The sequence below is a fragment of the Luteitalea sp. genome (genome assembly GCA_009377605.1).
GTDB lineage: Bacteria > Acidobacteriota > Vicinamibacteria > Vicinamibacterales > Vicinamibacteraceae > WHTT01.
Genome location: WHTT01000018.1, coordinates 30,146 through 50,464, shown reverse-complemented (window position 1 = coordinate 50,464; position 20,319 = coordinate 30,146). Strand labels below are relative to the sequence as shown.

Annotated in this window: 13 protein-coding genes; 8 read left to right on the top strand and 5 right to left on the bottom strand. The window is 65.7% G+C overall.

Translation table 11 applies throughout. The features are described from left to right. Nucleotides 1–205 precede the first annotated feature (205 nt). Nucleotides 206–2,860 carry a DNA mismatch repair protein MutS gene (mutS, locus tag GEV06_08240; protein ID MPZ17884.1) on the top strand — a complete coding sequence of 885 codons (2,655 nt, stop codon included), beginning with the start codon at nt 206–208 and terminating at the stop codon, nt 2,858–2,860. A 28-nt stretch (nt 2,861–2,888) separates the two neighbouring features. Here the strand turns inward: mutS and GEV06_08235 are convergent, their stop codons facing one another. The 3 genes from GEV06_08235 to GEV06_08225 all read right to left on the bottom strand — a co-directional run bounded on the left by GEV06_08235 (nt 2,889) and on the right by GEV06_08225 (nt 6,871). Beyond that, complete coding sequence (locus GEV06_08235; protein MPZ17883.1) at nt 2,889–3,686, bottom strand: alpha/beta fold hydrolase; 798 nt, start codon at nt 3,684–3,686, stop codon at nt 2,889–2,891. 93 nt (nt 3,687–3,779) lie between these two features. Beyond that, complete coding sequence (locus GEV06_08230) at nt 3,780–5,840, bottom strand: hypothetical protein (protein MPZ17882.1); 2,061 nt, start codon at nt 5,838–5,840, stop codon at nt 3,780–3,782. Nucleotides 5,841–5,875: 35 nt separating this feature from the next. Further along, nucleotides 5,876–6,871, bottom strand: coding sequence for a zinc-binding dehydrogenase (locus GEV06_08225; protein ID MPZ17881.1), 996 nt, complete (start codon nt 6,869–6,871; stop codon nt 5,876–5,878). Nucleotides 6,872–7,153: 282 nt separating this feature from the next. On the opposite strand from GEV06_08225, the gene GEV06_08220 reads away from it, so the two are divergent. After that, the gene (locus GEV06_08220) at nt 7,154–8,449 is read left to right on the top strand and encodes an MATE family efflux transporter (GenBank protein MPZ17880.1); all 1,296 of its coding nucleotides are present in this window, start codon (nt 7,154–7,156) and stop codon (nt 8,447–8,449) included. A gap of 149 nt (nt 8,450–8,598) precedes the next feature. Next, entirely contained in the window at nt 8,599–9,552 is a 954-nt protein-coding gene (locus GEV06_08215) for an amidohydrolase family protein (protein MPZ17879.1), read from the top strand. On the opposite strand, the gene GEV06_08210 is transcribed toward GEV06_08215, so the two are convergent. Further along, a complete protein-coding gene (locus tag GEV06_08210; GenBank protein MPZ17878.1) occupies nt 9,521–9,820 on the bottom strand; it encodes a hypothetical protein in 300 nt (99 codons plus the stop codon). The genes GEV06_08215 and GEV06_08210 overlap by 32 nt on opposite strands. 238 nt (nt 9,821–10,058) lie before the next feature. On the opposite strand from GEV06_08210, the gene GEV06_08205 reads away from it, so the two are divergent. The 5 genes from GEV06_08205 (at nt 10,059) to speA (ending at nt 16,875) form a co-directional block, all read left to right on the top strand. Further along, a complete protein-coding gene (locus GEV06_08205; protein ID MPZ17877.1) occupies nt 10,059–11,447 on the top strand; it encodes an amidohydrolase family protein in 1,389 nt (462 codons plus the stop codon). A 26-nt stretch (nt 11,448–11,473) separates the two neighbouring features. Beyond that, nucleotides 11,474–12,859, top strand: coding sequence for an amidohydrolase family protein (locus tag GEV06_08200; GenBank protein ID MPZ17876.1), 1,386 nt, complete (start codon nt 11,474–11,476; stop codon nt 12,857–12,859). Next, the gene (locus GEV06_08195) at nt 12,856–14,178 is read left to right on the top strand and encodes an amidohydrolase family protein (GenBank protein ID MPZ17875.1); all 1,323 of its coding nucleotides are present in this window, start codon (nt 12,856–12,858) and stop codon (nt 14,176–14,178) included. Before GEV06_08200 ends, GEV06_08195 begins: the two co-directional genes overlap by 4 nt. Nucleotides 14,179–14,307: 129 nt before the next feature. Continuing rightward, nucleotides 14,308–14,769, top strand: a complete 462-nt coding sequence (locus GEV06_08190) for a hypothetical protein (GenBank protein ID MPZ17874.1) — start codon at nt 14,308–14,310, stop codon at nt 14,767–14,769. Between the two features lie 165 nt (nt 14,770–14,934). Continuing rightward, nucleotides 14,935–16,875, top strand: a complete 1,941-nt coding sequence (gene speA / locus GEV06_08185; protein ID MPZ17873.1) for a biosynthetic arginine decarboxylase — start codon at nt 14,935–14,937, stop codon at nt 16,873–16,875. 7 nt (nt 16,876–16,882) lie between these two features. Here the strand turns inward: speA and GEV06_08180 are convergent, their stop codons facing one another. Beyond that, on the bottom strand, nt 16,883–20,140 hold the full coding sequence (locus GEV06_08180) for a DUF349 domain-containing protein (protein ID MPZ17872.1): 3,258 nt from the start codon (nt 20,138–20,140) through the stop codon (nt 16,883–16,885). Nucleotides 20,141–20,319: the final 179 nt, after the last annotated feature.

Sequence of the window (20,319 nt, the reverse complement as noted above, 5' to 3'; positions counted from 1 at the left end):
GCCTCGGCGAGGCGGCCCTACCCTCGTCTATGGTAGGGCGCGTTCGCCGAACGCGCCGTGCTCTCCACCGCGGCTATCACGGCCGGCCGCGATTCCTCGATACAATTGTATGAAGTTTTGAGTTTCTGAGTTCTGAGTCTTGCGTTCTGAACGCTGAATCCCGATTCCTGTTTCCTGAATCCCAATTCCCAATTCCCGATTCCTGATGACGTCTCCCTCACGGCCGCTCACGCCGGCCATGCAACAGTATCAGGAGGCCAAGCGCCAGTATCCCGACGCGCTCCTGCTCTTTCGCATGGGCGATTTCTACGAGCTGTTCTACGAGGACGCGCTCGTCGCGTCCCGAGCGCTCGATCTCACGCTCACGGCGCGCCAGAAGGACAGCGCCGGCGGCGGGATTCCGATGTGTGGTGTTCCCTATCATGCGATCGACGGCTACATGATGCGGCTCGTCAAGCTGGGGCACCGTGTGGCCATCTGCGACCAGGTCGAAGATCCCAAGCAGGCCAAGGGCATTGTCAAGCGAGAGGTTGTTCGTGTGGTCTCGCCTGGGACCTTTACCGATGCTGGCTACCTCGACGCACGAGAGCCGATCTTTCTGGCCGCGCTCGCGCCGCTCGCGATCGAGACGCGCGCCACCGAAGGACGGCGGCTCTTGGGCTTGGCCACGCTCGAGCCGTCGACCGGCGAGTTCACGGTCACCGAGCTCGAGGGCGATCGGGCCGTGGAGGCGCTCGGCGAAGAGCTGCGGCTGCTCAGGGCGCGGGAGTTGCTCGTGCCTGCTGGCAGCGACGTCGAGCGCTTGCTGGTCGATGTCGACCGGGACGGGCTTCGGATCACGGCGGTCGAGCCGTCGGCGTTCAATCTCGACACGGCGACCCGCGTGCTGCTCGATCAGCTTCAGGTGGCCGGGCTGCAAGGCTTCGGATTGGACGGCCACACGGCAGCGATTGCGGCCGCCGGTGCGCTCGTCCACTACCTCCGAGACACGCAAAAAGTCGACTTGGTACACGTGCGCGGCCTGAGTTGGCGTGAGAAGCGTGACGCGCTGATCGTGGACAACACGACGCTCAGCCATCTCGAGGTGGTGCGCGCAATCGATGGAAGTCGTGAAGGCTCACTGCTGCACGTGCTCGATGACACGACGACGGCCATGGGGGCACGGCGGCTCCGGGCCTGGCTGCTCCGGCCGCTCGTTGATGTGGCGCAGGTGCACGCGCGTCTCGACGCCGTCGAAGATCTTGCGTTTCGTGCCGTCGAGCGTGGCAAGCTGCGCGAGACGCTCGGTTCCGTGCACGACATGGAGCGCCTTGTCGCGCGCATCGCGCTTCGCACTGCCGGTCCGCGGGACCTGGTGGGCCTTCGGCAATCGTTGGCGGCCGTTCCACGTGTTCGGCGCATCATCGAAGCGCTGCAGTCACCGCTCATCTGCGAGCTCGCCCAAGGGCTCGACGAGCTCGCGGACGTCCGGGATCGGATCGCGCACACGCTCGTCGACGATCCACCGGCGTTGGCACGAGACGGAGGTCTCGTGCGGGATGGGGCGGATGGTGAGGTGGACGAGCTGCGGGGCATCAGTCGGTCGGGCAAGCAGGGCATTGCCGGCCTCGAAGCGGCCGAGCGGCAGCGGACCGGGATCCAGTCTCTCAAGGTGCGCTTCAACCGGGTCTTTGGGTATTACATCGAAGTCTCGAAGGCCAACCTTCACGCCGTGCCGCCCGACTATCAGCGCAAACAGACCATCGCGGGCGGCGAGCGCTTCATCACACCGGCACTCAAGGAGCAGGAGGAGCGGGTGCTGGGGGCCGACGAGCGGCTGCTCGTGCGTGAAGTCGAGATGTTCGACGCGTTGCGCCAGGCGGTCGCGTTGGAGGCGCCACGGATCCAGCGGACCGCCACCTCCCTGGCGGCGCTGGACGTGCTCGCCGCGTTCGCCGAAGTGGCCGCACGCCACAACTATACGAAACCGCAGGTGCACGATGGTGACGAGCTGGAGATCGTGGACGGCCGGCATCCGGTGGTTGAGCGCCTGTCGCGGGAGGCGTTCGTGCCAAACGACACACGGCTCGACAACACCGCGGCACAGCTCTCCATCCTCACCGGCCCGAACATGGGCGGCAAGTCCACGTATTTGCGCCAAGTCGCCCTCACCTGCTTGATGGCACAGGCGGGCTCCTTCGTTCCCGCTCGCCAAGCGAAGCTTTCCATTGTCGACCGCATCTACGCCCGCGTCGGCGCGTCGGACAACATCGCGCGCGGCCAGTCGACGTTCATGGCGGAGATGCAGGAGACGGCGAGCATTCTCAATACCGCGACCGCGCGAAGCCTCGTGGTGCTGGACGAGATTGGACGCGGGACCGCGACGTTCGACGGCTTGAGCATTGCCTGGGCGGTTGCAGAGTATCTGGCCACGAACGCGCGTGCGCGTCCCAAGACGCTCTTTGCGACGCATTATCACGAGCTCACGGATCTGGCGGACGCGCTCCCTTCGGTGGTGAACGCGCACTTCACGGTGCGGGAGTGGAAAGATCAGATCGTCTTTCTCCGCAAGGTCGTTCCGGGCCGATCCGATCGCAGCTACGGGATTCAGGTCGCCCGCCTCGCCGGCCTGCCTCGGCCGGTTATTGCGCGTGCGCGCGAGATTCTCAGCGGGCTGGAGCAGGACGAGCTCCAACGCGGCGGACGGCCGTCGCTCACCGGCATGCCACGCGGCCATGACGCGCGGCAGCAGCTCGGCCTCTTTCAGACGCTCGGCCCAGACGACAAGCTGGCAGAGCGACTCCGCTCGATTGAGATCGATCAGATGACCCCGCTCGAGGCGTTGGCGCTCCTCGCCGAGCTCAAGGCTGATTTGGAGTAGGCCCGACGTTGAGGTCGGGCGAGCGGCCTCAAAGCAGCGCCGACAACAGGTCCACGAGCGCCGACGGGTTGTCCGTGTTGAGCCAGTGCCCGCCCGGGACGTGATGAAGGTGCACGTGATCGCTGGCCTGCGTCGCAGCCGTCAGCCGCTCCACGGCGGGCGCTGACAGCGTCTCCGACTCTTCCGCCTTGACGATCTGTATGTCGTGACGACTGGAAGGCGATTCCAGAACGTGCCACAAATCAGCCGCATAGAAGTCCCGCAGCAGCGACTCGATGGCGTCGAAGTCCAGGCGCCACACGAGCTTTCCGTCGCGAGCCTCCAAATTGGTCGCCATCCAACCCGCCACGCCGCGGCTGCACCCGGATGCTTCCAGCGCCCCAATCGCCTCCTCACGCGACGCGAACGCCGGAGCCAATGAGCGAACGCGCCCGAGCATGTCCCACGCGTCGCCCGCCGGCGCGCGGACTTCCGGTGTCGAGTCGATCAGCCACACCTGTAACGGACGATCCTGCCACGCATCCGCGAGCGCCAGGGCCACCTTCCCACCCAGCGAGTGACCGAGCACGCCGTCAATCGTCAGCTCTTGCGCCTCGGTCAGCGCGACGAGGTCGGATGCTGCGGCGCGTATCGTATGCGGCGGCGTCATGGCGAGTGAATCCCCGTGGAGGCGCAGGTCGACCAGATGCAGCGCCCAATCGGGACGACGAGCCACCACCTGCTTGGCGACCGAGGACCAGTTGCGTCCTCGGCCGAACACGCCGTGGAGCACAAGCATGGTGTGCTCTTTCTTGGCACCGTTTTGGATCACCGTTGTTGCGAGCATCGTTCGGGCTACCCGCGTCTCAGAACCTTGACGGCGTGCAGAGGGCGTAAGCGATGCGCGGCAAGGCCGACAAAGCTCGTACCAACCGTTGCCCTACACGCCAAACCGGTCGGCATCCCAGGTCAGGCCGAGCTCCTCCGGAGGTGCCATATAGCCGACCAGCGCGGAGCTCGCGACGACAGCAGGGCTCGCGAGATAGCCTTCGCCGCCGACACCCATGCGATTGTGCCAGTTGCGATTGAACGACGTAATCGCGCGCTCACCGCGCGCCAGCGCGTCTGGACCTTGGCCAAAGCAAGGGCCGCACCAGGAGCGACGGATCTGACCGCCGACCGACCGAAAGACCTGGGCTACCGACTCGCCGCTCAGACGCGAGTCCGCTTGTTCGATCTGACGCGCGACACCCCCAGAGCCAGGAAAGATGAGCAGTGGCGCTGCCACACGCGTCGCGCCCGCCAGTCGTGCGGCGCGCACGACCAGCGCGGCCTGCAGGAGGTCCACATAGCTGCCATTGGTGCATGATCCAATGAGCGCCTTGCTGAACGTAATATGCTCGCGCGCGACGTCGGCGGCGAGAAACGCGTTGTCGGGGCTGAACGGCTTCGCAATCATCGGACGCACGTCGGTGAGATCGATCTCGTCCTCGAGCTCGTAGCGTGCATCGGCGCCGGGAACGAGTGGAGGGTATGGCAGCTCGGTGAGTCCCTGGTCGCGATACCAGCTCCACGTGATCGAGTCCGGCGCGAAGATCCCATTCCAGGCTTCTGCCTCCGCCATCATGTTCGCGATGGTGTTGCGGTAGGCGATTGGCAGCTGCGACTGCGTATCGACCAGCTCCACCGACATCCCTTGCGCCTGGGGCGTGCCCCAGCGCCGCAACAGCTCGAGCACGATGTCCTTGCCCCCGACCCACGGCTGCAGACTGCCCGTCAGACGCACGCGGCGCTGGCGCGGCAGCGTGACGTACACATAGCCAGTCGCCCAGCCGAAGCCGACCGTCGTCGATCCCACACCGATACCAACGGCGCCGTACGCTCCGTAGGCCCGGCTGTGCGAGTCGGCACCGGCAACGACCTGCCCCGGATAGATCAGCCCTTGTTCTGGAAAGTAGAAATGAAAGATGCCGTCGCCAGGCGTTGCGTAGTACGGCGGGCGAAGGCCGTGGCGCTCGGCGAACTCGAAGCCAATAGCCGTCTGCTTGGCGTCGGCTTCGCGTTCCGTGAAGACGAAATGATCGTTGGCGATCGCCGCCTGTCGTGGCGCGATCGTCGCTCCGCCCGTGATTTGGTTGAACGTGTGAATGGCAAACGGCGCCGTCCCATCGGAGGCAGGCAGCAGATCGGCGTACACGCGCAGCGTCGCGCCTGGCTCCACCTGGGCGTCCGTATCTACGCGGTGCGCCCAGATGATCTGGTCGGTCGTCGACATGTGACGCGCGCGCGTCTCGTCGGGCCACACGACGCGTGGCGTCGCCACGATGGAGCGGGCCAGCTCGCGCCGTCCGACCGCGAAGATGCCGCCGCCGCGGCGGATCATCTCCTCTTTTGGCGCCAGTGGGATGAGCTCGTATGCCCGGCCTTGTGTCTGGTTGACGACCCGGCGCGTGTCAGGATCGAATGCGAACATGTCGCCATCCTGCGCGTCGGTCACCGCGTCGGGACACTCTAGGACATGCAGCCCCAAGTTGAGCGCGTTTCGCCGGAAGATATCGCCGATCTGGCGGCCGCAGACAACCACGAGCTCGAGACCGACTTCCTCGGCAACGGCCTGCAATCCCGCCGGGCTCATCTCGCGTGACGAGCCAATGGCAAAGCGATCGCCCGCGATGAGAAACGTCTCGCCGCGATGCACCCGCCGCCTGAAGTCGGGCATCATGTAGCGAAAGGCGCCCGCCTTCCATCGCTCGTCGAGGGTGTCGAGGCTCTCGGAGACGCAGTCGGCTGCTGGAGTGATTTGATCGGTATCGATAGCGTCCCGCTTCAGGCCGGGGCGCGCGAGATCCCAGAAGATCAGCGCCCGGCCGCGGATCACACGCCCTCGGCGATCGGTGTCGGCACCTGGCACGGTCGGGACCGGCTCCGCCACGGCTCGGTCAACCCCGATCTGACCCGCGACGGTACCGGACAGCAGCCGCGCCGGCTGGATGCGATGCATGGCCGTTTACGCCATTCTAATCCCTCCCGACGCCGTCACACGTCCAGGACGATCTTGCCGATGTGCTCCCCTGCCTCCATCAGGCGGTGGGCCGCGGCCACCTCGCGAAGCGGGAACGCTCCATGGATCACCGGTCGAACGCGTCCGGCTGCGAGGAGCGGCCAGACATGTCTCAGCAGCGCCTTTGCAATCGCTCCCTTCTCGGCCACGGTCCGGCTTCTCAGCACCGATGCCGTGATTGTGAGCCGGCGCCGCATGATGTCGGCCAAATCGAGCGAGACCGTCGTACCGCGCAGAAACGCGATCTGCACCAGACGCCCCTCAACCGCCAAGAGCGCGATGTTCTTGGGAAAGTAGTCGCCGCCAACGATGTCGAGGATGACATCGATGCCGCGGCCCGCCGTTTCCGCGCGAAGGACCTCCAAGAAGTCTTCGTCGCGGTAGTTCACCGCGCGCGTTGCGCCCAGGCGGAGGCAGGCGTCGCACTTCGCGCTCGTCCCTGCCGTCGCGTACACCGTGGCGCCGAAGGCCGTTGCCGTCTGAATGGCTGTCGTTCCGATGCCGCTGGCGCCGCCGTGGACGAGTAACGTCTCGCCTTTTTCCAGACGACCTCGATCGAAGAGGTTCGTCCACACCGTGAAGAACGTTTCCGGGAGGACGGCGGCCTCACGCGCCGTAAGGCCTTCAGGAAGTGGCAGGCATTGCGGCTCCGGCGCCACCACGTATTCGGCGTAGCCACCGCCGGCAAGCAACGCGCACACCGACTCGCCCGCTACCCAGCGCGTCACACCGGAACCGCATTTGACTACCGTGCCGGCAACCTCGAGGCCGAGGATGTCGGAAGCCCCGGGCGGCGGCGGGTACTTGCCCTGTCGTTGCAGCACATCAGGCCGATTGACGCCGGCCGCTTGCACACGAATCAGGATCTCGGACGTTCCCGGCTCCGGGACGGGTCGCGTTTCGAGCTCTAAGACGTCAGGCCCTCCCGGCTGGCGGACGCCCACAACGGTCATCGACTCAGGGATCTCCATTGCCTCAGCCTAAATCAGGAATCAGGAATCGGGAATGAGGAATCGCCCTTCGACCCTTAGACTGCGCTCGCTGCGAGTCGACGGTTCGACTCCGCTCACCGTCGACTGGGAAACAGGTGAAAGCAAGGGCGGGCGTTATGATCCAGCGAATGTCATCGTCGTCGCTTCCTGAACCGATGGCGGATCGGGCCGTCGACGCTCCCCTATCTGATATCTGAGCGGCGCTCGAGCCGCCGCCGTTTTGTCGCCGAGCTTCGGCCGACGCTCCGTCTCGCCTGGCCGGTGGTTGCAGGTGAGATCGGCTGGATGGCCATGAGCGTCGTCGACACGCTGATGGTCAGCCCGCTCGGTCCTGCGGCCATTGGTGCCGTCGGAATTGGCAGCAACTCCTTCATGGCGGTGGCGATCTTTGGGATGGGGCTGCTGCTCGGACTCGACACCCTCGTCTCGCGCGCATTTGGCGCGCAACGCAAGGACGAGTGCCATCGTTGGCTCTTACACGGCGTCGTCCTGGGAGTTCTGGTGAGCGTGCCGCTGACGCTCGTCGTCTGGACGGTGCCGGAGCTGCTGGAGCGGATGGGGGTCCACCCGAGCGTGCTGCCGATGGCGACCACCTACCTCCGGATTCTCGACGTCGGGCTGCTGCCGCTCCTCATGTACGCCGCGTTCCGACGTTATCTGCAAGGGCTTTCCCTGACGCGACCGGTCGGTTTTGCTCTCGTGTCCGCGAACCTCATCAATGTGCTGGCGAATTGGTCGCTGATCTACGGCAACCTCGGCCTGCCCGCGATGGGCGTTGCAGGTTCCGCGTGGGCAACATTCCTGTCCCGCGTTTATATGGCCGCGGTGCTTGCCGTGGCGATCGTGCGAGCGGAGCGGGCGGATCCGAGCGGATTGTGGCAAACGCCGCGCCAGATCGACCCCGCTCGCCTGCAGCGGCTCGTCGCGCTTGGCCTACCCGCCGCCGTTCAGCTCGTCCTGGAGATCGGCGTCTTTGCCGCCATCACGGTGCTTGCCGGCCTGCTCACGCCCTCGTCTCTCGCGGCGCACCACATCGCCCTCAACTTGGCAGCGCTCGTCTTCATGGTGCCGCTTGGGATGGCGTCGGCTGCAGCCGTTCGCGTCGGCCAGGCGCTCGGACGGGGCGACCTGCTGAGCGCGGCGCATGGGGGGTGGGCAGCGATCGCATTGGTGGTGCTGTTCCTGCTCGTCAGCTCGGCGGTGTTCGCCAGCGTGCCCAGATTTCTGGTGTCGCTGTTCACGCGTGAGACGGCTGTCATTGCTGCGGGAGTCGTTTTGCTGCGCGTGTATGCGCTGTATCAGGTCTTTGATGGCATTCAGGTGACAGCGACTGGCGCGCTACGAGGCCTCGGAGACACGCGCACGCCGCTCGTCTACAACTTTGTCGCGCACTGGTGTCTTGGCCTGCCGGTCGGATATCTGCTCTGTTTCCATGCCGGCGCGGGTGTCGTGGGCCTCTGGATCGGGCTCGGTCTTGGCCTCACGGCCGTGGCCATCGTGCTGCTCATCGTCTGGCGTCACCAATTACGACGACACTCCACAAGTGGCGGCCCGTGATGTTATGGTACGTTCAAGCACCGGAAGTATACGGCGGGTCCGCCGAAGCGCGGCGCGCGGAGGCGGAAAGGCCGCGCGCGCTACGTGCAGAAGATGTGACGGGGCCAAGGTAACGTACCGAGCACGCTACGGCGGGTGGAGGAACACTCATGCCGGTCAACGACTCTCACTGCCACTTCTTTTCACCACGCTTCTTCGACGCGCTCGCCACCCTGAAAGGATGGGAAGAGCCGGAGCGTGGCCACCGCGTCACCGAGGCCGCGAGCTGGGAGCATCCGGATGGCGTCGATCTTCTGGCGGACCGCTGGGTTGCGGCGCTCGACGCGAACGGCGTGGGGCGGGCAATGCTGATTGCCAGCGTGCCGCACGACGAGAGCTCGGTTGCTGCGGCGCTTGCTCGCCACCCGACGCGCTTTGTCGGCGCGTGCATGGTGAACCCGCTCGTGCGCGGCGCGGAGATGACGGTCGCCAGCGCGTTCGCCAAGGGACTCCGCATGGTCTGCCTGTTTCCAGCCATGCACAAATACACGCTGACCGACCAATCGGTCGAGTGCCTGGCGGACATCCTCGCCGGTCGTCCGGGAAGCTGCCTGTTCGTGCATTGCGGCGTGCTGACACTGGGCATTCGCAAGCGGCTTGGCCTGCCGACCGTGTTCGAGGCACGCTACGGCAATCCACTCGAGCTGCAAGGACTGGCGGCGCGACATCCGACGCTCCCCATCATCGTGCCGCATTTTGGCGCTGGGTTCCTGCGTGAGCTGCTCATGGTGGCAGATGTCTGCCCGAACGTGCACGTCGACACCTCGAGCTCCAACTCTTGGACGAAGTACTGGCCCGGCTTGACGCTCAGCAACGTCTTTCGGCAGGCGCTTCTCGTCATGGGGCCGCGGCGCATCCTGTTCGGCACCGACTCTTCTTGGTTCCCGCGGGGCTGGCACCGAGCCGTGTACGACGCACAGGTTGCCGCGCTCGACGAGCTCGGTGTCGGCGAGCAAGATCGCGAGCTCATCTTTGCCGGGAACTTCGACCGGCTGTTCCAAGCAGGCGAGGTTGCCGATCCAGCGGCGACGGTTACCGAAACGTCTCTCCTTCGACGTTCATGATTGCGCCGTCGGCGCTGACGATCAGGATCTGCAGTCGGCGGCCATCATCGAGGAGCAGCTCTCGCGGTGTCAGCGGCGCGACCAGACGAGCGAGCGTTTCTGGATCCGCCATCAGGTGTCCCTCGATCACGTAATCGCCGGCGACGAGATCGTCCTCCTGCCGGCGCCAGTCGCGATAGACGGCAAGCGTATAGCCGGCGCGCGCCAGGAGGACGCCCCGCTCGCGAATCTCACCATCGCCGAAGAGTCGCTCGACCAAGCGCAACATTTTCCCGTCATCTTACCAACGCTGGCGTAAACAGAGAACCTTGTGCGCGCGTAGCGAAACCGACGTACAATCTTGGGGCCGTTTGGCGCTTTGCAGTGGTCGTTCGATGCCCCCCGGAGCTCCACTGACGAGAACGAGGTAGGGCCGCCGAGGCGGCCGTGTCCGCAGCGCCACGGGTGCTCGCTACCCGGCGCGGGAGGCTGACGCGCCCTACCATCGCTTCTGGAGGAGAATTGCCGTGGGCCTTGTGCGTTGGTTGCTGCCGATCGTGTGTGTGGGCGTGTTGGTGGCCGCGCCGACGGCAGCCCCGCCGCCTTACTATGCGATCCGTGACGCCCGCATCGTACCGGTCACCGGCTCGATCATCGAGCGGGGAACGATCGTGCTCAGTGACGGCCTGATCACCGCCGTGGGGGCGAGCGTGACGGTGCCGCCCGAGGCCGAGGTGATCGACGGCACCGGCCTAACGGTCTATCCGGGTCTCATCGACACGCTCACGACCATCGGGCTGCCCCGATCGCAGCGCGCACAGCCGTCGGCGGACGCGGAACGGTCGCCGAGCTCACCATCTGCGTCCAGTCAGCCGCGGCGCCCGGCGTCCCGCGGGCCAGAGGACCGGCCAGGATCGACGCCATGGGCGCTGGCGGCCGACAGCCTCCAGGCGGAGGACGAGCGCGTCGAAGAGTGGCGCTCCGCCGGGTTCACGGCGGCGGTCGTCGCGCCCAGTCGCGGCATCTTACCGGGGCAGGCGTCAGTCGTGAACCTCGCCGGCGAGCGGCCCGGCGACATGGTTGTTGCCCCATCGGTGGCGCTACCGATCTCGCTGGAGCCATTGGAGCGTGCTGCCGGCTTCCCCAGCTCCTTGATGGGCGTGTTGGCGTACGTGCGCCAGACATTTCTGGACGCGCGGCACGGGATGGCTGTCGAGGAAGCGTACGAGAAAACGCCACGCGGCCAGAAGCGTCCCGAGTACGATCGCACGGTCGAGGCCGTGTCCCAGGTGCTTGCGGAGCGACGGCCCATTCTCCTGCCAGCCACCAACCGCCCGCAGATCTTGCGCATGCTCGACTTTGCCCGCGAGCTCGAGTTGAACGCCGCCATCTATGGCGCGCAGGGCGCCTACGACGTGGCCGAGGCCGTGGCCGCGGGCAAGCTGCCCATGCTCGTCAGCCTCAAGTGGCCGGAGCAGGCGAAGGATGCCGATCCCGAAGAAGACGTGTCTCTGCGCGTGCTGCGATTTCGCGAGCGTGCGCCGTCGACGCCGGCGGCGTTGACGAAGGCCGGCGTGAAGTTCGCGTTCTACTCCGATGGGCTCGCGACGCCCAAGGAGGTGCTGAAGAACGTGCGGCGGGCCCTGGACGCTGGCCTCACCCGTGAGGCGGCGCTTCGCGCGTTCACGCAGGATGCAGCCGACATCTACGGCGTGGGCAACCGTCTCGGCAGCTTGGAGACCGGGAAGATTGCCAACGTGCTGGTGACGGAAGGTGAGCTGTTCGACGAGAAGACCAAAGTGGCCCTCGTGTTCGTGGACGGCCAGAAGTTCGAGCCGGTGGACCAGCCGGCCGAGCCGGACGAGAAGCCGACCACGAGCCTGGCGAGCGGCGACGCCGAAAGAGGGCGGCCATGACGCGAGAGAAGAGGTGTCGAGTCCTGATGGTCACGCTCATGGTGCTGGCGTGGAGCGCCGCCCAGCCGACGCGCGCACAGGACGCCGGCAATGATGTCGTCCTGATTCGCGACGCGACGATTCTTACAGCCAGCCACGGCCGGATCGATCGAGGGTCGATCCTGATTCGGGACGGTAAGATTGCGGCCGTCGGGGCCTCGGTCGACGCACCCGGCACGGCGACCGTCATCGACGCTTCTGGCCTGTTCGTGACGCCCGGCATCATCGACTGTCACTCGCACATGGCCGTCGAGGGAGGCGTCAACGAAGGCAGCATCTCCGTCTCCTCGATGGTCGGCACCGACGATGTCCTCGATTCGACCGACATCGACCTGTACCGTGCAGTTGCGGGCGGCGTGACGACGGCCAACATCCTGCACGGGAGCGCAAACGCGATTGGCGGCCGAAACGCCGTCATCAAGCTGCGTTGGGGGAAGGATGCCGACGACCTGCGCTTCGAAGGGGCGCTGCCCGGCATCAAGTTTGCGCTGGGGGAAAATCCAAAGCGCTCCAACTCCTCGGCTCGGCCTGGGACCGAACGGCGCTATCCAGCAACGCGCATGGGAGTGGTGGACGTCATCCGTCAGGCGTTCACCGAAGCCGTGGAGTACCGAGCCAAGTGGCGCCGCTACGAGGCGGGCGGTCGATCGGGCGTGCCGCCTGCTCGGGACCTCAGGCTCGAGACGCTCGTCGAAGTGCTCGAGGGCGAGCGGCTCGTGCACGCCCACGCATACCGCGCCGACGAGATCTTGCAATTACTCCGGGTGGCTGAGGAGCTCGGCTTCAAGATTGCGACGTTCCAACACGTGCTCGAGGGCTACAAGGTTGCCGATGAGATCGCCGAGCATGGCGCGGGGGCGTCTACCTTTTCGGACTGGTGGGCCTACAAGGTCGAGGCCTTCGATGCCATTCCGTACAACGCCGCACTGATGACCGAGCGGGGCGTCGTCGTCTCGATCAACTCCGACAGCGCCGAAGAGGTCCGCCATCTCAACCAGGAAGCCGCCAAGGCGATCAAGTACGGCGATCTATCGGAAGAGCAGGCGCTGCAGCTCGTGACGCTCAACCCGGCTCGTCAGCTTCGCATCGACGCGCGGGTCGGGTCGATAGACGAGGGGAAGGACGCGGACCTGGTCCTGTGGAAGAACCATCCTCTGAGCGTTTACGGGGTGGCGCAGAAGGTCTACATTGACGGACAGCTCTACTTCGACCGCGAGAAAGATCTCGCCCAGCGGACGGCCCGAGAGAAGGAAAAGCAGGAGCTCCTCGCCAAGGCACGGGCACGCGAGGACGCCGACAAGGAGAAAGCGGCGCCGAAGCGCCCAACGGTCGAGACCACTACCAGTCGTGTGCCGAAGGAGCAGCAACCATGAGCGCTCGGACGACGGCTCCATTGCTCGTCGCGATTGCAGCGACGGTCACAGTTGGCAGCGGGCAGGAGCCCGAGTCGCCTCCGACTCCCACCACGTACGCCATTCGGGACGCTCGCATCGTGTCCCTTGCGGGCTCACCCATCGAGCGAGGGACGGTCGTCATCCGCGACGGCCGCATTGCTGCGGTCGGCGCGGACGCTCCGATTCCATCCGGAGCCGAGGTGATCGAGGGCGACGGTCTGCACGTCTATCCGGGGCTGTTCGACGCTATTAGCGGGCTCGGGTTGACGGAGATTGGTGCGGTTGCGGCCACGAACGATTCCGAGGAGCTGGGCGACTTCAGCCCACAGCTCGTGGCGGCGCAGGCCGTCCATCCGGCGAGCGAGCACATTCCCGTGGCGCGGGCGAATGGCCTGACGCACGCTCTGAGCGTGCCGGGCATAGGCGATTCTCCACTGATTCCCGGTCAAGCCTCCGCCATTCATCTCGCTGGCTGGACGGTCGAGGAGATGCTGTTGAGCCGGAGCGTGGCGCTCGTCGTCAACTGGCCGACGTACCGCTCGACGAGCGGCGGACCGGGCGCGTTCTCTCGGCAACAGCGTTCGTTCGCCGAGGCGAAGAAGGAGCATGACAAGAAGGTTCGCGAGCTGGCCGAGTGGCTCGACCAGGCGCGGCACTATGCCACGGCGATCGAGAAAGGCAAGCAGGAGCGCGTGTCCCGCGATCTGAAGCTCGAGGCGCTCGTGCCTGTGACGCGCGGCGAGCTGCCGGTCGTCGTGAACGCCGATGGCGAGCGCGAGATCAAAGAGGCGATCGAGTTCTGTGACGAGCAGCGGCTCCGCATGATCCTCGCCGGTGGAGCCGAGGCGTACAAGCTCGCAGACCTCTTGGCGACGCACAAGGTGCCGGTCGTGCTCGGCCCCATCCAGAGCCTCCCGTCGTCGGAAGACGAGCCGTACGACATCCGCCACACGACTCCGGCAGTGCTCCACGACGCGGGCGTGCAGTTCGCGCTCGGCACCTTCAACGCGTCCGATTCACGGACGCTGCCGTACGAGATCGGCAATGCGGTGTCCTATGGCCTGGAGTGGGACACGGCGCTTGCAGCCGTTACCAGGACCCCTGCAGAGATCTTTGGCCTTGCGGACCAGGTGGGCACCCTCGAAGTCGGCAAGGTTGGTAATGTGATCGTTACAGACGGCGACCCGCTCGAGATCCAAACCACTGTGAAGTATTTGTTCATTAACGGCCGCCTCACGTCTCTCGAGAACCGGCATCTGCGCCTCTACGAACAGTACCGGGCACGACCGACCAAGTAGGTCCTTGGTCCTTGGTTCTTGGTTCTTGGTGCGCCTAGTACATTGCGGAGCGGCTGTACGCCAGAGCGCACCAAGAACCAAGAACCAAGGACCAAGAACCATTAAGATAGGGGCGAGGCTTGAATCCGAATGAGCAGCTCCAGTGTTTCTTTCAAGGCACCCGATGGCGTCGGCGGTACGCTCGAGTCTGCGCGAGAGCGTGAGGACACCCGCAACTCGTGGCTTCCAGTTTGCCGCATCCCTGGCACGATTCTGATCAAGGGCACGCTGAAGGCCGAGGAGGATCTCATCATTGAAGGCCGTTTCGACGGTGAGATCGACCTGCCTGAGCACTGCCTGACTATCCTTCACGATGGGCAGGTGCACGCAAAGGTCTTCGCTCGCGACGTGACCGTGCACGGCGCGTTGACCGGCCGCGTCACCGCTACCGAGATCGTGGACATCCGGGACACCGCCTCGGTCGTGGGTGCGGTAGCCGCCCAGCGCATTCTACTCAGCGAGAACGCCAGCGTCCGTGCGCGCCTCGTCACCCGCCGCCACATGGAGGCCGCTGCGCACGTGGCGCGGTATCGGCGGGAGAGAAGAGAGTGACGAGTGACGACAAGAGTGACGAGTGACGAGTGGGCCTCCTTGGGCTCGGGCTAACGGAGATCGCATCGGCGCTTCGCTTCGGCCGCAACGATAGCCATGGAGCTGCGAAGCGCCCGCTCGTCACTCGTCACTCGTCACTCGTCACTTTTTCTGTATGATGTTTCCATGAGAGCTGCGAGCCCACGAGCAGTGCACGGAACGAGCGCGACCGACGCCTGGAACATTAGTGAAGCCACGGAGCTCTACGAGGTGGAGCGCTGGGGCAAGGAGTACTTTCGCATCAGCGAGGAAGGGCACCTCCTCGTTTGCCCGACGCGCGACTCGCGGCGCGCGATCGATCTCAAACAGCTCGTCGATCGACTCCAGCTGCGCGGCATCAACTTGCCGATTCTCGTTCGATTTCGCGACATTCTCCGCCATCGGCTCCAGGAGATTCACGAGGCGTTCCAAAACGCCATCACCCAACACAACTACACCGGGCGTTACATGTGCGTGTATCCCATCAAGGTGAACCAGCAGCGGCAGGTCGTCGAAGAGGTGCTGGAGTTCGGCCGCCCCTACCAATTTGGCCTGGAGGCGGGCTCCAAGCCGGAGCTGTTGGCGGTGGCTGCGCTGGCGTCGAACGACACGCCCATCGTCTGCAACGGCTTCAAGGATGCCGAGTTCATCGAGATGGCGATGTTGGCGCAGAAGATAGGGCGCCGCGTGATTCCCATCGTAGAGAAGTACACGGAGCTCGGCCTGATTCTCGAGTACTCGGCACGCGTCGGCGTGCGGCCGACGATTGGCATGCGCGTAAAGCTGGCGTCGCGAGGGAGTGGCCGCTGGCACTCATCGGCCGGGTACCGATCGAAGTTCGGCCTCACGGTTGCCGAGATGCTCCGTGGGTTGGAGGAGCTGAAGGCGCGCGGCATGGCCGACTGTTTCAAGCTGCTCCATTTTCACCTCGGCAGCCAGATCCCGAATATTCGGATCATCAAGGGGGCGCTGGTCGAAGCGGCGCGCATCTACGCCGAGCTGGCCAAGGCGGGCGCCGGCCTCGAGTACCTCGACGTCGGCGGCGGGCTCGGCGTTGATTACGACGGCTCGCAGACGAACTTCGAGTCGAGCACCAACTACACCCTCGAGGAGTACGCAAACGACGTCGTCTACCACGTCCAGACCGTGTGCGATGAGGCGGAGGTGCCCCACCCCACCATTGTTTCTGAGAGTGGGCGGGCGGTGGTGGCGTACCACAGCGTGCTCGTCTTCAACGTGCTCGGCGTATCCGGCTTCGGTGAGGAGCGCATTCCGACCGAGCCGACCGATGACATGGAGCAGCCGCTCGTCGATCTCATCGAGGCCTACCACAACGTCACGGCGCGCAATGCGCTCGAGAGCTACCACGACGCGCAGCAGGCGCTCGATATGGCCTTGAACCTCTTTGCCGGCGGCTATCTATCGCTCGATCAGCGCTGCATGGCTGAAAATCTGTACTGGGCGATCTGTGTCAAGCTGCAAAAGCTCGTCCAGCAGATGGACGACGTGCCGGAAGATCTGCAGGGGTTGGATGACTACCTGTCGGATACCTACTTCGGCAACTTCTCGCTGTTCCAGTCGATCCCGGATAGCTGGGCAATCAAGCAGCTCTTCCCGATCATGCCGATCCACCGGCTCGATGAGCGTCCCAGAAAGCGTGGCGTGATTGGGGACATTACGTGCGACTCCGACGGCAAGATCGATCAGTTCATCGATCGCCGGGACGTCAAGCGGACGCTCCCGTTGCACGGCTTCAACGGCGAGCCCTACTATCTTGGTGTCTTCCTGGTCGGGGCCTACCAGGAAATTCTGGGCGACCTTCACAACCTCCTGGGTGACACGAACGCCGTGCACGTCAGCCTCAACGGCAATGACGAGGTCGTGCTGGACGATGTGATCAAGGGAGATACCGTGCGCGAGGTGCTCGACTACGTCGAGTTCAATGCGGACGCGCTGCTCGGAAAGTTACGCACCGACGTCGAGACCGCCGTGCGCGACGGCAAGCTCGATTACGAAGAGTCCGGCCGCCTGCTGAACTTCTACGAGGAAGGCCTCCGCGGGTATACCTATCTCGAAGAAGGCCGCTAATCCGTTTCTACCTGTCGCTGGAGCTTTGTTTCCGCTCCGCGCTCGGTGGTGGCGGCTCCATCGAAGCGGCGAAGTCGGTGGCCGCCTCTCGACGGGGCGGCGGCCCGCCCGTCGCAGCGGCCGATTTGTTGCGGCCATTCCCCTGCGGGCGTGACGGGCTCGATACTTTTTTGCGTGAGCCGCCACCCTGCTGATCGAAGAAGCGCCGACAGGCGCGATTGAACCGTGCGGTCAAGAGCCGGCCTTGCTCGCCTGGCGCGGGTCCGAGTGTCCGCCACATCGCCTGCGACGCGCGCACCGTGTCCAGCGCGGTGCGCCGGCGCGCCTGGTCATCCACGCGGCCGGCAATGGTGTTGGAGGCGAGCGCTTCCTTGAGCAGCGACGCCAGCGCCACCGTCGGTCGGTTCTCCAGCGATTGCATGCCCAACTGACTCAGCAGGCCCTCCACCTGCCCGCACAGCTCTCCCATCTGTCGTAGATTCTCATTCGGGTCGAGCGATGTATGGCGGAACATCGCCGGATGGAGGTCGATGAGCCGGCCATAAGGCACCGCAAAGCGGTCCTCCAGCACCGCATGGAGCCCGCTCGGAACGAGCGGCGCCGTGCGCCATCGCCGCCAGATGCTCTCGACGCGCTCTCGTACGTCTACGGGCGGAGGCCCTTCGGGATCGGCTCCGCCTGCATCGGGCCGAGCGGCTTCACTCGCCTGGGGCGACCCTGTGTCGTTTGCGGTGGGGTCGTTCGCGGTAGGGTCGTTCGCGGTGAGCACCTCGCCTTCGTGCGGCGCCGGTGTGGCGTCGTGCACCGCGGACGGCTCCGCTGCGGGCGCTGGCAGGAGCGCTTCGAGCTCGCTGATCAGTTGCTCCCGCGCGTCCTTGGCCGCCTCGATCTCGATCTGATGCCGGTTCTTGTAGCGATCGAAAAAGCGATCGCAGACTGTGCGGAATCGCTTCCACAGCGCCTCGGACTTCTGTCGCTTCACCGGGCCGACTGCTTTCCATTCGATCTGAAGGCGCTTGAGCGTTTCGAGCCCTTTGGCCCAGTCGGTCGTGTCGGCGATCGCTTCTGCCTGCTGGATCAGCGCTTCCTTCTTGGCTTGATTGGCGCTCCAGAGGGCCTTCCGTTGCGTCAGATCCTCTTTACGCCGTGTGAAGAACCGATCGCAGGCAGAGCGGAACCGCGCAGCGAGCTCGCGCGCCTGCTCGCCTCTGAGCGAGCCAATGGACTGCCACTGCAGCTGCAGCTGCTTGAGCTCTTCGGCGGTACGGAGCCAGTCGGTTGAGTCGGTGAGCGCCTCGGCCCGCTCGCAGAGCGTCTGCTTTTGATGAACGCGGTCCGCCTCTTCGACCGCGCGCTGCGCGAAGTACGCGTCGCAGCGCACTTGTGCTTGGTCCACGGCGGTGCGGAAGCGCTGCCACAGCACACTACCCTCTTCGCCGCGCGGCCCGCTGCTCACCTGCTTCCATTGCTGGCGCAGGTCGCGCAGCTTCGGCGCGACCTCCAGGACGTCCTCGACCTCCCGGAGCGCTTCGACTTGTTGGCAGATCTCCTCCTGGACCCCGGCGTTTGCCCAGCGCTTCCAGTCGTCCACTTCGCGGATCTCTTGCAATTTGGCAAAGAGCGTGGTCTGGACGGCGCGCAGCCGGCCCGCCATGTGGAGATGATCTTGGCGGCTCGGGAGGTTCCCGATGTCGTCGGCGGCCGTGCGGGCGTCGCGCCACGCCTGGTCCGCGTCCTTGAGCGTGAGGTCATGGCGCTCGACGAGGGCCTCGAGCCGCGAACAGAGCGCCGATAGTTGCTCGAGGCGTTGGCGGCGTTCCCGGGCCTGCGCTTCGCGGGCCTCCGCCGCGCGTGCCGCCAAGCGCCCTTCCGCCGCACGGAACCGCGCGACCAAGGAGGCCCCCAAGGAGGCCCCCAAGAAGGCTCCTGTGCCCGATTCCGCGACCAGCGTCTCGTCGGTGGATGCATCGGGGGAAGCAGCGTCCGTGACGGGGCCAGCTGTGACGGGGCCAGCTGTGATGGGGCCGCCTGTGACGGGGCCGCCTGTCACGGGGCGGCCCAGCGCGGTCCACCCCTTGAGCACGTCGGCCCATTGCGCGTGGGCATCGGCCAGGTCTGGGAGCTCGACGGTTGCTTCCGCCTTGGTCGCGAGCGCTTCGAGCGCGATCACCCGCTCGCGCTCGTCGCGCCAGCGCCGGTGCCGTGCTTCGGCGCTCTGCACCGCTCGCTCGAATCGTCCCGTCAGCTCCGGGTCGACCGTCGTGTGGTCCTGTGCCGACCACGCCTCGGCCGCTGCGGCGAGCGCCTCGGGGATGTCCTCCCCTTCCACGCCTTCGATGCGTTCGCATAGCGGTATCAGGACGGCCTCGTGCCTCGACCGAGCCTCCTCCCGAGCGCGCCGTTCGGATTCCAAGACTTCGAGGTGACGACGGGCACTCTGACGGGCGGCCTCGAAGCGAGCGGCTGGCTCAGGGGCCTGACGTACGGCGTCATCTTGCTCCGCCCAGAGGGCCTCCGCCTCATCGAGGCGATAGGCGACCAGACGGGGATCGGTGGCGGCGGAGGCGCCTTCGAGGCGCGCGCAAATCTCGTCGGCGTCTGGCATCGGTTCTTCGGGCAGCTCGGCGTTAGGGGTTGGCGCCTGAGCGCGGAGCAGCGCGCGGGCCCGCCGGGCGACAAGCTTGTTGCGCGCGCGTGCCGCCACCTGCTCGAGTTGCTCGGGATCCGTGACGCCCATCAGCGCGGCGAGCGCGACGTCTTTGTGCTCGCTCTTGGTGGCGACGGCAAGCCGCTCGCCGGAATCCTGAACCCGCTCGAGCGCCGCGAGCCGCACGGCGCGGTGCGCGGCGTGCCGCGCTGTCGATGCCAGAATCCGTTCCGAGCTCAGGCGGCCGACCGCCGACAGACCCAGGGCTTCGGATGTGGCCTGTTTCACGAGGATGGCGAGATCCCGCTCGTCGTCGATGGCCGCCAGCGCCGCTTCGGCGCGCGCCGGATCTTGCTCGTCCAGCGCGAGGTCGAGCAGGAGCGCACGCGCCTCGTCCCGAACCTCCTGGCTCGTGTCCGTCCGCGCGATCTCGGCCAGCAGGGCGGGGTCGTCGAGTCTGGCGGTTGCGCGACGCCGAATGGCGGCGTCTTCGTCCTCGCGGGCAATGGCCCGGAGCACGTCCTGCTCCTCATCGCCGAGCTCTTCGACGGCGCTGGCACGGACCGCGCGATCGGGATGCTTCCATCGCGGTTGACGGAACCGATCGAGTAGCGACATCACTCTCTACTCCGAGCAGTCGTGACAAGCTCGCCGCGCGGCCCACGGAGGCTACTCCGTCCGGCACGGTTTCGGTGCAGGCGGCGAGCGTGTAGTCTACAACGGGGACTATCTCCCTTTGTCAACTTTCGTGGGTATCGTGGTCCGGCCCCCGCCTCGCCCCGAATTAAGATTGGCTG